Origin of the sequence: Actinoplanes sichuanensis (genome assembly GCF_033097365.1) — a bacterium.
Classification (GTDB): domain Bacteria; phylum Actinomycetota; class Actinomycetes; order Mycobacteriales; family Micromonosporaceae; genus Actinoplanes; species Actinoplanes sichuanensis.
Map to the genome: position 1 here is coordinate 1208428 of NZ_AP028461.1, position 13941 is coordinate 1222368.

Sequence of the window (13941 nt, forward strand, 5' to 3'; positions counted from 1 at the left end):
CGCGTTCCCTTCAGGAAATCGCCTCCGTCTCGTCGTGGCCAGGCAGAACCTCCGGCAGAACCTGCGTATGACCGAAGTGGTATGAGACCCCTCCGGGCCGGCTCGCCCACACTGAGGCTTGTCTATACAGCCTGGCGAACGGAGCCCCCCATGCCCGGTCCCACCACCAGACATCGGCGCATCGTCGCGCTGCTCGTCCCCGTCCTCAGTGGTCTGCTCGTCGCGACCGTCAGCGTCTTCGGATTCTCCCAGCCCGCGGCCGCCGCCTCGCTGACCGTCGCCCAGGCGATCAGCAGCCAGACCGGTGGCAGTGGCACGGTCACCGGATACATCGTCGGCGAGCCGACGGCCACCGACACGGTCAGGTTCAGCGGCTTCACCGGCGACACCGCCCTCGCCATCGCCGACAGCGCCTCGACGACCAGCACCGGCAGCATGCTGTACGTCCAGATCACCAGTTCCTACCGGTCGTCGTTCGGGCTGCTCAGCAACCCGTCCCTGATCGGTAAGCAGTTGACCGTCACCGGGACGCTCACCGCGTACTTCTCGCACGCCGGCCTCAAGTCGCCGTCCGCGATGAGCCTCGGCGGCGGCTCGACCACCAGCCCCACCGCCACCGGCACCGCCTCACCGACGGCCTCCAGCACCACCGACACCTACTACGCGGCGGCACTCGGCAAAACCGGGTCCAGCCTCAAGTCGGCGCTGCACACCATCACGTCGACGGGCGTCACCAAGCTGTCGTACGACGGGGTCTGGACCGCCCTCAAGGTCACCGACCAGGATCCGTCCAACTCGTCGAACGTCAAACTGTTCTACTCCGGGATCAGCCGCTCCAAGACCCTCAACGGCGGCAGCTCCGGCAACTGGAACCGCGAACACGTCTGGCCGCAGTCCCACGGCGACTTCGGCACCAGTGCCGGACCCGGGACCGACCTGCACCACCTGCGGCCCGAAGACGTCACCATCAACGCGCTGCGGGGCAACCTCGACTTCGACAACGGCGGCAGCGCGGTCTCCGGCGCGTCCGGCAACTACTCCGACTCGGACTCGTGGGAGCCGCGGGCCGCGGTCAAGGGCGATGTGGCCCGGATGCTGTTCTACATGGCGGTCCGGTATTCGGGTGATGACGGGTTCGCCGACCTTGAAGTCAACAACGTCACCGGTAACGGCAGCGTCCCGTACACCGGCAAGCTCTCCACCCTGATCGCCTGGCACAACGCGGACCCGCCGGACAGCGCAGAGAAGGCCCGCAACCAGCTCATCTACTCGACGTACCAGCACAACCGGAACCCGTTCATCGACCACCCGGAGTGGGCCGCCTCGATCTTCGGCTGACCCGGCCCCCCAGCGCGGCCACCGCCACCCACGGCGGTGGCCGCGCCTTTCTCCGCGCCTTCCCGCCTTGCCCTCCGCCCTTTCCGCGGCGGTCCTTTCCCCCGTGGCGGCTTTCCTTTCTCCGCGCCTTCCCGCCCTGCCCTCCGCCCTTTCCGTGGCGGCCCCTTCCCCGCGGCGCTTTTCTCGCTGCCCCTTCCCGTTCGCGCCGTCCGCCCCGGGGCGCAGTTCTCCCCTCGCCCACCCGATTCCGAGAGCTGTCTGATCCCTTCGCTGACAGCCCTGACCCCTAGCGGGTGCTGCGGAAACTGGCCCGGTAACCGTGCGGGCTGGTGCCGACGACGCGCTTGAAACGGTCCCGGAAGGCGGTCGGTGATCCGAAACCGACCTGCCCGGCGATCGCCTCGACCGGCTGATCGGTGGCTTCGAGGAGGTGCTGTGCTCGGCGGACCCGGGCCCGGAGCAGCCATTGGAGCGGCGTGGTCCCGGTCTGTTCGCGGAAGCGCCGGTTCAGCGTCCGGATGCTCATCCCGGAACGTGCCGCCAGATCGTTCAAAGTGAGATCGACGCTGGTGTTGTCCTGCATCCATTGCAACAGCGGTTCGAGCCCGGCCCCACGCGGGGTCGGCGGCGCGGCCGGAATGATGAACTGCGCCTGCCCACCCTCGCGCTCCAGCGGCATCACCGACAGTCGAGCGGCATCGGCGGCCACCGCCGAACCGTGATCCCGCCTGATCAAATGCAGACATAGGTCCAGGCCTGCCGCTGCACCGGCGGACGTCAGGAACTGACCGTTGTCGACGTAGAGCACGTCCGGATCGACGTCGATCTCCGGGTGTCGCGCGGCGAGCTCGGCGGCGCCCAGCCAGTGGGTGGTGGCGCGCAGCCCGTCCAGAAGTCCGGTGGCGGCGAGGACGAACGCGCCGGCGCAGACGGAGGCGATCCGGACACCGCCGGCGGCGGCTTTCCGCAGATGATCGATAACCTCCTGCGGTACGGCCACCCGCACATCCGCACACCCCGGCAGGATGATCGTGTCCGCGTCGAGCAGCACGTCGAGTCCCCACGGCGCCCGCAGGGTGAACGCGCCGGCGTCGACTTCCGGAGTGGCCGCGCAGACCCGAACCTCATAGGGTGTGCTGCCGTCCCCGAGCCGAACCCGGCTGAACACCTCGATCGGCGTGGACAGATCAAACGGGATGACCCCGTCGAGGGCGAGCACGGCAACGAGATGGCACCGGTTCGGCATGGGGCGCACCCTACGCCGTCGTCTGGCCAGAATCCGTTGCAGGTGGGCAATCCTGCCAGTTCTCGCACCGCAGAAACGGGCATAGCGTCCCCGACGTGACGAAGCTCCTCCTCTCCCTGCACGTCCTGGCGGCCATCATCGCCATCGGCCCGGTGACCGTGGCAGCCAGCATGTTCCCCGCCGTCGCCCGCCAGGCCACCCGAACTCCCGGCCCCCGGACCGCCCCCGCGCCCGTCACCCGAGCCGAGTCTGCTCCGGGTACTCGTGCCGCCCCTGTTCCCGATACCCGAGCCGCGCTCGCGTCGGGCGACCGGACCGCCTTCGGGTCGGATGCGCGGGCCGCGTCTGCGTCCGGTGCTGGGGCCGAGTCTGGGTCGGATGCGCGGGTCGAGTCTGCGTCCGGCGCCCTACCCGAGGCCGGATCGGAGGCTGAGGGCGGCGAACGGCTGCGGCTGCTGCATCGGATCTGTCGTGTCTATGGCGTGGTCGGGGTGGCTGTGCCGGTCTTCGGGCTGGCCACCGCGAGCAGTCTCGGCGTTCTCGGCGACACCTGGCTGCTGACCTCGATCGCCCTCACCGTAGCCGCGGCGTTGATCCTGAGTCTGCTGATCGTTCCCGGTCAGCGGCGTGCACTTGTCGACGGTCGGGCGGGTCGGCTCGGGATGTACACCGGGATCTTCAACCTGTTGTGGGCGACCGTCACCGTCTTGATGATCGTGCGACCCGGCTCGACGACGGGAGCCTGACTGTGCGTCCGGCCGCATGGGTTGAGTTGATTTCCCTGTCAATACTGTTGATCAATATGTACACCGCACATATTGACGCGATCACATCAATGTGTGGACCGGTGCACGGGTGTGCGTACCTCATCGTCTTGATCTTGGCCTTGAATCGGACCACCCTGCCGGTGCGCACGCGGCTGCTCGGGTTGATACCCGGTGTCGGCGGTGTTCTCGTGCTTCGACAAACCAGCTGACCTGCCGAATCAGCTGCCTGCCGAATCAGCTGCCTGCCCGAATCAGCTGACCTGGATGATCACGGCGGTGGCGTTGTCGTCGCCGCCCCGGTCCAGCGTTTCGGCCAGTAACTCCACCACGGTGGTCCGCTCGGTCAGGGCGTCGGCCAGCCGGCGGTCGTGGATCTGGTCGGAGACTCCGTCCGTACACAATAGAAATCGGTCACCTGGACGCAGGCTGACGTTGAGCAGATCGGGCTCCGGCATGTCCGGATGGCCCGCGTAGCGGGTCAGACGATGCCGATCGCGGTGGGCCTCCCGCGAGTTCGGCGGATACCAGCCATTGAGTATGCCCAGCCAGGCCGCCGTGTGGTCGGACGTCAACAGTTCGAAGACACCGTCCCGCAGCCGGTAGGCCCGCGAATCGCCGAGCTGCACCAGCCACGCCGAACCGTCGATGTCACCGACAAAAGCGGTCAGCGTGCACCCGGTCAACTCGGCGATGCCGCGGCCCGCCGCCCGAACCGCCCGCTGCACCTCGGCCACCGCGGCCCGCAACACCGCCGGTCCGATTGAGCCCGCCGGTCCGGTTGACCCCGGCGGGCCGGTCCGATCCACCGGTCCCGTTGAGTCCGGCGGTCCGATCCGACCTGTCGGCCCGTTCCGATCCGGCGGTCCGGCCCGACCTGTCGGCCCGTTCCGATCCGGCGGTCCGGTCCGACCTGTCGGCCCGTTCCGATCCGGCGGTCCGGTCCGACCTGCCGGGCCGGGCCGGTCCGCCGGTTGGCCGCCGCCTGCCGATCGAGCGTCGGACGCCGTCTCGCGGACGAAGACCTCCACCGCCGTGCGTCCCGCGGCCGTGCTTCCCGGACCGTCGCCCATCCCGTCCGCGACCACCGCGAGCGGACGCCCCTGGTCCAGGTGCAGCACGTCGAAGTTGGCCGGATAGCGGTTACCGACGACGGTTGCCGCCGTCGCGCTGAGCAGTCGTTGCCCGAGAACCCAGTCCGATGCCGTGACCTCCATGACCGAAGGTTAGATCGCCGGCCGATGTGCGGTAGGTTGCCAACCCGTGGCAGATCCACTGCGCCCCACCGATCCCCGGTCGATAGGCCGTTATCGGACACTGCGCCGGCTCGGTGCGGGCGGGATGGGATCCGTGTACCTGGCCGAGGACCCGGCCGGGCGGCTCGTCGCGGTCAAGGTCATCCGCCCGGAGTACGCGCACGAGCCCGAATATCGCGCCCGGTTCCGCAGTGAGGTCAACCGGGCCCGCGAGGTGCCGCCGTTCTGCACAGCCGAGGTGCTCGACGCCGACCCGGATCACGAGACGCCGTACCTGGTCGTCGAATATGTCGACGGCCCGAGCCTGGACGAGGTCGTCGCCGACCAGGGGCCGCTTGCCGGTGGCAGCCTGCACGGTGTGGCCGTCGGGGTGGCGGCCGCGCTGGCCGCCATCCATGGCGCCGGTGTCGTCCACCGCGACCTGAAACCGCGCAACGTGCTGTTCGCACTGGGCACGCCGAAGGTGATCGATTTCGGTATCGCCCGGCCGCTCGACCCGACGAGTTTCCACACCCGCGCGGATCAGGTGGTCGGAACGCTCGCCTACATGGCCCCGGAACGTCTCGACGTGGAGACCGACCGGCTGCCCACCCCCGCCGTCGACGTGTTCGCCTGGGGCGCGGTCGTCACGTTCGCCGGCACCGGCCGTACCCCGTTCGGCGGCGACAGCCCGGCGGTGACCGCCGCCCGCATCCTCACCCAGCCGCCACGGGTCGGTGACCTGCCGCCTTATCTGGCCGAACTCGTCGCCGCCGCGCTGGAGAAGGAGCCGGAGAACCGGCCCACCGCCCCGGAACTCCTCGACCGCCTGCTCGTCACCGGAGCACCGAGCGCGCCACCGCTGCCGGTCGAGTTGCAGCGGTCCGCCGAGGCCGCCCAGCAGTCCGGCCGGTTCGACACCGGTCCCCGCAAACGCCCGGCCCGCCGCCGGTTGGCGGTGTTCGCGGCCGCCGCGGCGGTCGTCTCGGTGGCCGTGGCCGGTGGGATCTCCCTACGGCCGACGTCCTCCGAACCGGCACCACCGGCCGCGCCCACGGCGGTCACCGGCCCGGCGGTGTTCGACGCGTTGCAGACCGACAGTCTCTTCACCACCGCGAAGACCCAGGACGGGCGCTGCGCCTACGCCGGCGGATTGCGGGTGACGGCGACCTCCGACAACGCCATGATGTGTGGCGAGTATCAGCGGATCGTCTTCCCGCCCAGCCAGAACGTCAGCGTGCGGGCCGTGCTCGGCGACGGGAAGTCCTGTGCCGTGGTCGGTTTCCGGGCCGAGGGCGAGGAGTTCTTCCCGGACGCCTACCAGGTCGCCGTATGCCCGACCCGGGTGAGCCTGGCCGCGAGTTTCGACGGTGACGAGTCACCGATCGCCGGTCTGCCCCGGGCCACGAGCAGCGGGACCGAACACCTCATCCAGGTCGTCGTCGGCGAACGGGAAGCCACCGTCAGCATCGACGGCGAGGCCGTCCTGACCGGGCCGCTCGATGAGCCTTCGCTGGTCAGTGGCCGGGTGCTGCTCGGCGCGTCCGGCGGCACGGTCACCTACACCGACGCGCAGTTGCGCTCCGGCACCGATCCGGCGACACCTCGTACACCCGAATTCCTCACCGGCGACGCCGAACTGGTCGCCGCCATGCACATGGTCTACGACAAGGGCCGGGTCGCGATCGCCGAACCGGCCGAATATCCGACGGGCGCCGAATACTGCCGGCGGGTCGCGCTGAACTCTCCCAAATGCGACAGCAAGTACGTCCCGGTGGGCAGCGGCCTCCAGGTCAGCCTGCCGATCGCCGCCCGGCCGAAATACCTCGACTTCCGGCCGAACCAGCGCAAATGCACCGACCCGGCGACACTGGCCGGGACCTGCCAGGTGAGTTTCAGCGACTTCTCCACCGTCTACGACGAGCCGTCACCGTTTCCGGCCCTGGTCACCATCCGCGGTGGCAAGGTCACGGCGGTCGCCCGGATCAACCTCCACTGACCCTGATTTCGCAGGTCAGCGGTGCTCCCGCCGAAAGTGTCATACCCCGGCGATAGCGTTCGCGCATCAGGTTCGGGCAGTGAGGGGAGGCCGGATGTACCGGCAGGGTGACGTGCTGATCATTCCGGTCGCGGAGACCGAGGTGCCGGCGAGTGCGCCGGTTCCCCGCGACCGCCGGGGCCGGATGGTGCTGGCCCGGGGCGAGGCGACCGGGCACGCCCACGTCGTCGGCGGGCCGGGGTTGCAACTGGTCGCCGACCTCGACGATCCGGATGCCATGTTCATCGAGGTGCCGTCGCACGGCCGGGTGACCCACGAGGAGCACGGGCCGATCTCGCTGCCCGCCGGCCACTACCGGGTGGTGCGTCAGCGGGAGTACATCCCGGGCGCTTTCCGCCCGGTCGCGGACTGACCTGGCGTTCTGACGAATCGTTCGGTTCCTGGTCCGGCCGCCGTGTGCGGTCGCTGGTTGTGGTTGCCGACTTCAGCCGTGGGCCTCGGCCGCTGTTTTCGGCCGCCAGCTTGGTCGGTTGGTCTCGGACGGCTTGGTCGGTTTCGGTCGCCGGCGTGGTCGGTTGGTTTCGGTCGTTGGTTCGGTCGCTGTTTCGGTTGTCGGCGTGGTCGGTTGGTTTCGGTCATAGGTTCGGTTACTGGTTACGGCCGCGGGTTTCGGTTGCGGTTGAAAGGAGCGGGAAATGAAGCTGAGCCACGCCCAGGAGGCGATGGCTGCCGCCATCGAGGACCAATGGTTGGCCGCCGCGGTCCAGACCGGCGATGCGGCACGTGCGGCTGCCGAAGAGGGGGTACGGGACTCGTATCGCCTGGCCGGACTTGAGGTTCCCGACCGGATCTACTGGTTCGGGTCACCGCGCGCCGGGGCGGTGGCGATGGCGTTGCTCTCCGGCCGCCTGCCGATTCCCGCAGCGACCCGGCCAACGGTGTCCTCTCCGGACGTCGAGGCGTTCCCTTCGCCGCCGACCGCCGTCGCCGAAGCATCTCCCGCAGCGGCGCGTCCCGCGTCGGCGGCTACTGATGGTGGAGCGCCTCCCGGTGTGGCGTCTGGCGAGTCGGCGGCGGGTGGAGCGCCTCCCGCCGCGGCGTCGTCCGAACGGGTGGCCGCTGGTGTCGGGGTGGGCTCCGGATCGTCGGCGGCCGAGGCCGGAGTTCCCGAGTGGGTCGCTGAGGTCTGTGCTGAGCTGCGGCTTCAGGGCTGGACACCGGGGGAGACCGCCGGCCCGTCGCTGCGGCGGCGAGTGCGGACCGAGCCGTGGGCGGCCGCGCGCAAGGCCGCCGTGGAAGCGCTCGGTAACGACGGGTGGGCGCAGCTCAGTGCGGCAGCCGGCCGCCGTTCGTGGGGCCTGGTGATGGATCTGATCGCCGGGCGGCTTCGGTTGCGCCTCGGCGAGGATCTGGCGGCGGCTTTCCCGGGTGACGACAGCCGTGCCGCGCGGATGCCGGTGCTCGACGCGATCTACGGTCAGTACGACGGCCCCTGGCTGTCCACCTTCGAGGCGGCCGATCGGCTGTGCCCGGAGGCTGGGCTGATGACCGGCCTGGCGGGTCTGGCCGAGGTGGCCCGGCATGCCGGCTGGTGGTGGGCGAATGAGAAGGTCGCCGTCCTGACCGAGCGCCCGTCGGCGCTGACCCGCGACAATGTCGGCCGGCTGCACCGGGGTGAGGGCGCGGCACTGGAGTTCCCGGACGGCTATGGCCTCTGGGCCTGGCGCGGCATGCCGATCCCACCCGAACTGGCCTCCGAGTTGCCGACCCTGACCGTCACCCGGATCCGCCACGAGAACAACGCCGAGATCCGGCGGGTGATGCTGGAGCACTACGGCTATGACCGCTACCTCCGCGACGCCGGTGCCCGGAAGATGGGTTCCGACGAGACGGGCACGTTGTGGTATCTCGATCTCCCCGGCGACGAGCCCCTGGTCATGGTCGAGGTCGTCAATTCCACCCCGGAGCCGGACGGCACGAGCCGTATCTACTGGCTGCGAGTCCCGCCTCGCACCAGAAGCGCCCGGGAGGGTGTCGCCTGGACATTCGGCCTGACCGCCGAGGAGTACCAGCCGATGATCCAGACCTGACCGCCCTCGGCCCCGACCGGTCATCCGGTCGGGGTCAGGGCCAGACTGCGGGGATGCGTTCGAGGAGCCCGTCGGTGTAGACGTCCCGCAGGCCCAGCGGCTTCAGGTGGACATAGCCGATGTGGCAGTCGCAGAGGGCGTTCGTACAGGAGCGGGGCTGGAGTGCCGCCCGCCACGTGCCGTCGTACAGATTGCCGATCGGTGTCTTGATGAAGTGGCATCGACGGACCGTGCCGTCACCGAGGACCGAGATCGCGGTCTCACCGGCGTGACACGGCAGGCCGAGCGACGGATGTGGTCGCACACTGTCGCCGAACCGTGGATCCAGGGCGGTCCACAGCCGTTCCTCCTCGGATGTGTACACGTGCCCCTCGGCGGCGTTGACCCACAGGTAGACCTCGGGCGGCAGCGCGTCCCGCAACGCCACCGCCTCCGCATGGTGTCCGGGTAGCCCGACCACGCCGACCGAGAAACGAACGCCGAGAGCGAGCAGTTCCCGGCATCGGGCCAGGAACCGTTCCCGCGTGACCTGGCCCGGGTGGTAGGTCGCCCACAGCGCCGCCACCCGTGGATCGGCTTCGGCCAGCCAGCCGGTGCGGGCGGCCAGGTTCGTCTGGATCGCGACCCGGGCCACGTGCGGCAGGTGTGACAGCCGGACGATGGCATCCCGGTACCAGGACCGGGTCAAGCCCTCGCCCCACGGCGTGAACAGCACCGACAACCGCCGGTCGGTGGTCGCCTCCACCCAGTCGGCGAAGCGTTCCAGGTCGGCCCGGTCGGCACGCAACAGCTCCGGCGGATCCACCCTCTTCGCGAACGGGCAATACGGACAGTCGTAGTTGCAGCTGGCCAGCGGTCCCCGATAGAGGACGTAGAGGTCGTCCCGGCGCTCGTCCAACACGGAAAGGCCGTCGGGCACCGCCGGGCGGTCCAGCGCCGGGTGGGCCGGCATCGGGTGGCTCAGCACCGGAAGGAGCGGCCGGCCCGCGGGTTCGAGGTGGCCGGTCATCGTGGTACGTACATTCCCATCGCCTCGCGCACCTCGCCGGAGACCAGCCACGGGCCGATCGCGTCCGAGTGGTCCAGACCGGCCGGGGTGAGAACCGCCCGGGCGTCGTCCAGCCAGCCACGATCGACCAATTCGCGGAGCTGGGGAAAGTCGCCGGTGTGGTCGGTGCCGAACCGCTCCCGGTAGGCGTTCGCGTCGACACCCTCGGCCCGTAGCAGGGACTTGAGCAACCACCGGCGCCGCTGCTCGACCTCATCGAGGTGAAAACCGAACTCCGCGTACCGGAAATCGTCCGCGGGCCGGGAGAGGTAATCGGTGAGAACCGCGCGGACCTCGGGCACCGCCACCGCGTAATCGAACGAGTAGTGCAGGGTCTTCGTGTACGACCGGGCGCCGCAGCCCAGCCCGACCATGCCGTCGTCCTGGCAGCAGTAGTCGGGACCGTCCGGAACCGGCGCGTCGACCCGGCGGAACTGACGCATCGAATGCCGCACATAACCGCTGCTGGTGAGCACGTCGACGGCCTGCCGGTACAGGTCGAGGCGCTGGCGGTCCCAGTCGGCGCGGGCGTGGGCGCGCCGGCCCAGCCCGGTCAGTGGTCGCACGTACAACGGATACAGGTACAGCTCCTCGGGCCGCCAGCGCAGCGCCTCGTCGAGCGAGTGCTGCCAGGTCTGCGCGGTCTGCCCGTCGATGCCGTAGATCAGGTCGATGTTGAGAACCGGGATCCGGGCGTCGCGGATCGTCTGAAGCGCGGCCAGCACCTCGTCGAGCCGCTGTGGTCGCCCGGCGGCACGCGCTTCGGTGTCGAGGAAACTTTGCACGCCGATGCTGATCCGGGTGGTCCCGTGCCCGGCCAGCACCGCCAGCCGATCCGGGGTGGCGGTGGCCGGTGACGTCTCCACCGACAGCGGAACCGGCCCGGCCCCGAAGACGCCGGTGACGATGTCGAACAGTTCCTCGAGCTCGGCGGCGGTGAGGTAGGTGGGGGTGCCACCGCCGATCGCCAGGCGGGAGAACGACGCCGCCGGGCCGAGCGATTCACCGACCGCGACCGCCTGCCGGCGCAGTTGGGCGAGGTAGGCGGTGACCTGCTCGTCGGGTGGGTTGGCTCGGGTGAACAGGTTGCAGAAGCCGCAGCGCATCTCACAGAACGGCAGGTGCACATACCCGAAGAGGGAATCCGGTGGCTCGTCGGCCCAGACGTCGCGCAGCAGCGGGCGGGGTTCGAGGCGACGGTAGGCGGTCTTGTGCGGATAGGCGTAGAGGTAACCCTGATAGGGGGAGTCGAGGTTCACCGGGCGTCCAGGATGAAGTCGGCATACGGGACCGTCCACACGGACTCGTGGGCGACGCGGTGGCCGGTGTGGCCGTCCTCGCCGTATAGCGTGCCGTGATCGGAGCAGAGGATCACCTGACAGGGCCGGCCACGCCCGGTGACCAGGGCGAACAGGCGGTCGAGTCGGCCATCGACATACTCCAGGGCGGCCGCGTGTGTGGTCGGGTCGTCGTCGGTGGCGCCGGGGAGGTAGTGGCGGTTCGGCTGGTGCAGAGCGGCGACGTTGACGAACGTGAACAGTGGCTGCTCCGCCGGCAGCCCGCCGATGATCGTTTCCAGGCGGTCGATCTGGGCTCCGAGACAGTCCGGCGCGGTCACCCCGAACGCCTCCTCCCAGTGTGCTTCGGCGAACAGCCCCGGCAACACCCGGCCCAGCGGCGCGGCCGGATTGAAGAACCCGACCCCACCCAGGCAGACCGTGTGATAGCCGGCCGCGGCCAACCCGGTGGGCAGATCCGGGGCATCGAAGACGAAGGTGCCGGGACCGCTGGTCTCGCTGCCCCCGAACCGGGCCGCGAACATCCGCTCATGCGGCCCCGGCGTCACCGGCGTCGGCAGGAACCCGGCGAAGAACGCATGATGCGCGGCGTAGGTGAAACTCGCCGGGGTGTGCCGCCGCTCCCACACCCCACCGGGTAGGACCTTCGCGAGGTACGGCGTCCGTCCGCCCGCCAGACACTCCACCGCCACGTCGTAACGCAACGTGTCGAGGGTGACGAACAGCAGGTCATGACTCCCGATCAGCTCACGCACGGCACACCCACCCCGGCGGCGGTCGCCGCACCGCTCGGCGCCCAGCCGGCCGTGAGGGCGGCGATCTGGGCGCCGTAGGTGTCGAGGCCGTCGGCCAGGACTCGGGGGAGCAGGTCGCCGAACGCGTTCACTTCGGCCACCGCGTGTTCGCGCCAGCCGGTGCGGAACATCAGGTCGACGCCGACGTGCAGGGTGCCGGGAAAGCACGCCGCCGCCCGCGCGCACGTCTCCATCGCCGCAGCCCAGGAGAGGGAGCCGGCGGCCGCCCGGACCGCTGCGACATCGCCGCGTGCGTTGCCGAGGTGCAGGTTGGTCATGGGGGAGCGGCTGGTCCGGACCACCACATGCCGTGGCCGGCCGGCGATCACCACGACCCGCAGGTCGAGGACCCGATCGTTGAGGGCCGCTTTCGGGAACCACCGCTCGACGTGCAACCCGTCCGGCCCCAGCCGGTCGACGATCGCCCTGATCGAGGCTTCGTCGGTATAGCGGCGGACCTGGAGGTTGTTGAAGATCCGGCCGCCACTGAGCTCGACCGAGGTGACCGCGGACAGTCGACGCCCGGCGACCGCGAAGGCGACCACGCCGGACGCCGAGGAACCGTGAGCCGGTTTGACGAACACCCGGCTCCACCCGACACCGGCCATCGCGGCGCGCAATGACTCGTAGTCGTGCACCGGCGGCAACGCGGGCGGCACCGGAATGCCCGCCGCGGCCAGCAGCGCGTGACAGCGCGGCTTGTCGCTCATGGTGAGGATGTCGCCCGGCTGGTTGAGCAGCAGACCGCCACCGGCCACGACCCGGTCGAGGGCGACCCGCAGGCCCGCGAACGCCGCCGCGGTCCCGACGATCTCCCCGTGCTCGGCGGCCACCGCCGGTCGCCCGCTGCCGGCCTCCCGCAACAGTCGGTCGACCTCGGCATCCTCCCCCGGCGACTCGATCCGGACGACCATGCCCGGCCCGGGGACGGCCGCCCCGGCCGAATCGAGAACACCAGCCTGCCCGGGTGTGGTGTGCCGGGGTGTGGTGTGCCCGGGTGAGGTGCGGTCGGCCGACATGCGCGGTGCGCCGGCCGACAGAACCTCTCGCCACGGGTAGACGACCGGGTCGGGAAGGCCCGCCCGGCGGGCGGCCTCGGTGAACAGGGTCACCCGGCGGTTGTCCGGGTTTGCGACGACGGCGAGGCGCACTACTCGGCCACCGCCGTGTAGCGGCCCCACTCCTCTTCCTTCTGTGGGTCGGAGACGTCGACCTCGACGCCGGGCAGCTCGTCGACCACCCGCTGCGCCGTCTCGGTCGACATGAAGTGGTGACTGAGGTTGAGTCTGCGCAGGTGGGTGAGCGGCTGACCGGCCAGCAGTGTCTCCGCCCCGGCGTCGCCGAGCACACCCAGCGACAGGTCGAGGTCGGTGACGCGAGCGACGATGGGTGCGGCCGCGACGGCCGCGGCCAGCTCCTCGGCGATCTCGGCGTTACGCAGGCCCAGGTAGGTGAGCGCGGGCAGGGAGCGGCCGGCCAGGATCGGCGCCAGGTCGTCGGCGCGGGCGTCGCCGCCATACTGATCGACGCCCAGCCACAGCTCCAGGTGGGTCAGATTGGGCAGGTCGCTGGCGGCGACGGCCCGGACCACGTCGGCGGGCAGACCACCGGACTGGAACACCAGCTCCCGCAGCCCCTCGTGGTGGACCGGCCGCAACTGGAGGTCCTCGGCGCCACGGATCCACAGGCGCTCCAGGGCCGGGAAGGCCTCGAGCAGCGCAGTGATGTCGCCCTGGTCGATCCAGGAGATCTCGCACTCCTCACCGGTGAGCTCGCCGATGAACAGCGCCCGCAACCCGCTCAGCCGTGCCGCGTTGTCGATGAGCAGCTGATACGGGAACGGGGTGTCGTAGGCCGACCCCCACTCGCCGACGATCAGCGCGGTCGGGCCGGCCGGCCCGGTGCGCTGGAGCAGCTGCTCGAAGGCGGCCTCGAACTCCTCCGGCGGCGCCTCGAACTCCTCCATGCTGATCCGCCAGGCGACCGCGGCCGCATCGGCGACCGTGGCCTCCTCGTCATCGGCCGCGACCACGGGCAGCCCCGCGAATTCGTCCACGTGCTCGTAAATGCCCACAGGACTCCCCTAGCCCGTAATCGACGCTCACCGGAACAGTGCCGAGAACCTAGCA

12 protein-coding genes and 1 pseudogene are annotated in these 13941 nt (G+C 70.2%); 6 read left to right on the forward strand and 7 right to left on the reverse strand.

The features are described 5' to 3' along the window. Nucleotides 1–150: 150 nt before the first annotated feature. Nucleotides 151–1338: an endonuclease gene (locus Q0Z83_RS05240; protein WP_317792642.1), complete on the forward strand. Its 1188-nt coding sequence runs from the start codon at nucleotides 151–153 to the stop codon at nucleotides 1336–1338. Nucleotides 1339–1624: 286 nt separating this feature from the next. On the opposite strand, the gene Q0Z83_RS05245 is transcribed toward Q0Z83_RS05240, so the two are convergent. Next, a complete protein-coding gene (locus Q0Z83_RS05245; RefSeq protein WP_317792643.1) occupies nucleotides 1625–2584 on the reverse strand; it encodes a GlxA family transcriptional regulator in 960 nt (319 codons plus the stop codon). A 437-nt stretch (nucleotides 2585–3021) separates the two neighbouring features. Between Q0Z83_RS05245 and Q0Z83_RS05250 the strand changes: the two are divergent. Next, nucleotides 3022–3330 (forward strand): annotated as a pseudogene (locus Q0Z83_RS05250) (hypothetical protein); the annotation flags it as partial. A gap of 2 nt (nucleotides 3331–3332) precedes the next feature. Further along, nucleotides 3333–3560: a DUF3817 domain-containing protein gene (locus Q0Z83_RS55720; RefSeq protein ID WP_396349882.1), complete on the forward strand. Its 228-nt coding sequence runs from the start codon at nucleotides 3333–3335 to the stop codon at nucleotides 3558–3560. A 42-nt stretch (nucleotides 3561–3602) separates the two neighbouring features. On the opposite strand, the gene Q0Z83_RS55725 is transcribed toward Q0Z83_RS55720, so the two are convergent. Beyond that, complete coding sequence (locus Q0Z83_RS55725) at nucleotides 3603–4100, reverse strand: PP2C family protein-serine/threonine phosphatase (protein ID WP_378078506.1); 498 nt, start codon at nucleotides 4098–4100, stop codon at nucleotides 3603–3605. A 511-nt stretch (nucleotides 4101–4611) separates the two neighbouring features. On the opposite strand from Q0Z83_RS55725, the gene Q0Z83_RS05260 reads away from it, so the two are divergent. The 3 genes from Q0Z83_RS05260 to Q0Z83_RS05270 all read left to right on the forward strand — a co-directional run bounded on the left by Q0Z83_RS05260 (nucleotide 4612) and on the right by Q0Z83_RS05270 (nucleotide 8672). Then, on the forward strand, nucleotides 4612–6582 hold the full coding sequence (locus Q0Z83_RS05260) for a serine/threonine protein kinase (RefSeq protein WP_378078505.1): 1971 nt from the start codon (nucleotides 4612–4614) through the stop codon (nucleotides 6580–6582). Between the two features lie 94 nt (nucleotides 6583–6676). Then, entirely contained in the window at nucleotides 6677–6994 is a 318-nt protein-coding gene (locus Q0Z83_RS05265; RefSeq protein ID WP_317792646.1) for a hypothetical protein, read from the forward strand. Between the two features lie 283 nt (nucleotides 6995–7277). Beyond that, nucleotides 7278–8672, forward strand: a complete 1395-nt coding sequence (locus tag Q0Z83_RS05270) for a DUF6745 domain-containing protein (RefSeq protein ID WP_317792647.1) — start codon at nucleotides 7278–7280, stop codon at nucleotides 8670–8672. A 34-nt stretch (nucleotides 8673–8706) separates the two neighbouring features. Here Q0Z83_RS05270 and Q0Z83_RS05275 read toward each other — a convergent pair whose 3' ends face one another. Genes Q0Z83_RS05275 through Q0Z83_RS05295 form a run of 5 tightly spaced genes read right to left on the reverse strand, consistent with a single transcriptional unit; the run spans nucleotide 8707 to nucleotide 13886 of the window. Next, a complete protein-coding gene (locus Q0Z83_RS05275; protein WP_317792648.1) occupies nucleotides 8707–9681 on the reverse strand; it encodes an STM4011 family radical SAM protein in 975 nt (324 codons plus the stop codon). After that, nucleotides 9678–10979, reverse strand: a complete 1302-nt coding sequence (locus Q0Z83_RS05280) for an STM4012 family radical SAM protein (RefSeq protein ID WP_317792649.1) — start codon at nucleotides 10977–10979, stop codon at nucleotides 9678–9680. Before Q0Z83_RS05280 ends, Q0Z83_RS05275 begins: the two co-directional genes overlap by 4 nt. After that, the gene (locus Q0Z83_RS05285) at nucleotides 10976–11773 is read right to left on the reverse strand and encodes an STM4013/SEN3800 family hydrolase (protein ID WP_317792650.1); all 798 of its coding nucleotides are present in this window, start codon (nucleotides 11771–11773) and stop codon (nucleotides 10976–10978) included. The genes Q0Z83_RS05280 and Q0Z83_RS05285 overlap by 4 nt, the downstream gene beginning before the upstream one ends. Continuing rightward, the gene (locus tag Q0Z83_RS05290) at nucleotides 11761–12963 is read right to left on the reverse strand and encodes an STM4014 family protein (RefSeq protein WP_317792651.1); all 1203 of its coding nucleotides are present in this window, start codon (nucleotides 12961–12963) and stop codon (nucleotides 11761–11763) included. The genes Q0Z83_RS05285 and Q0Z83_RS05290 overlap by 13 nt, the downstream gene beginning before the upstream one ends. Then, nucleotides 12963–13886, reverse strand: a complete 924-nt coding sequence (locus Q0Z83_RS05295) for an STM4015 family protein (protein ID WP_317792652.1) — start codon at nucleotides 13884–13886, stop codon at nucleotides 12963–12965. Before Q0Z83_RS05295 ends, Q0Z83_RS05290 begins: the two co-directional genes overlap by 1 nt. Nucleotides 13887–13941 lie beyond the last annotated feature (55 nt).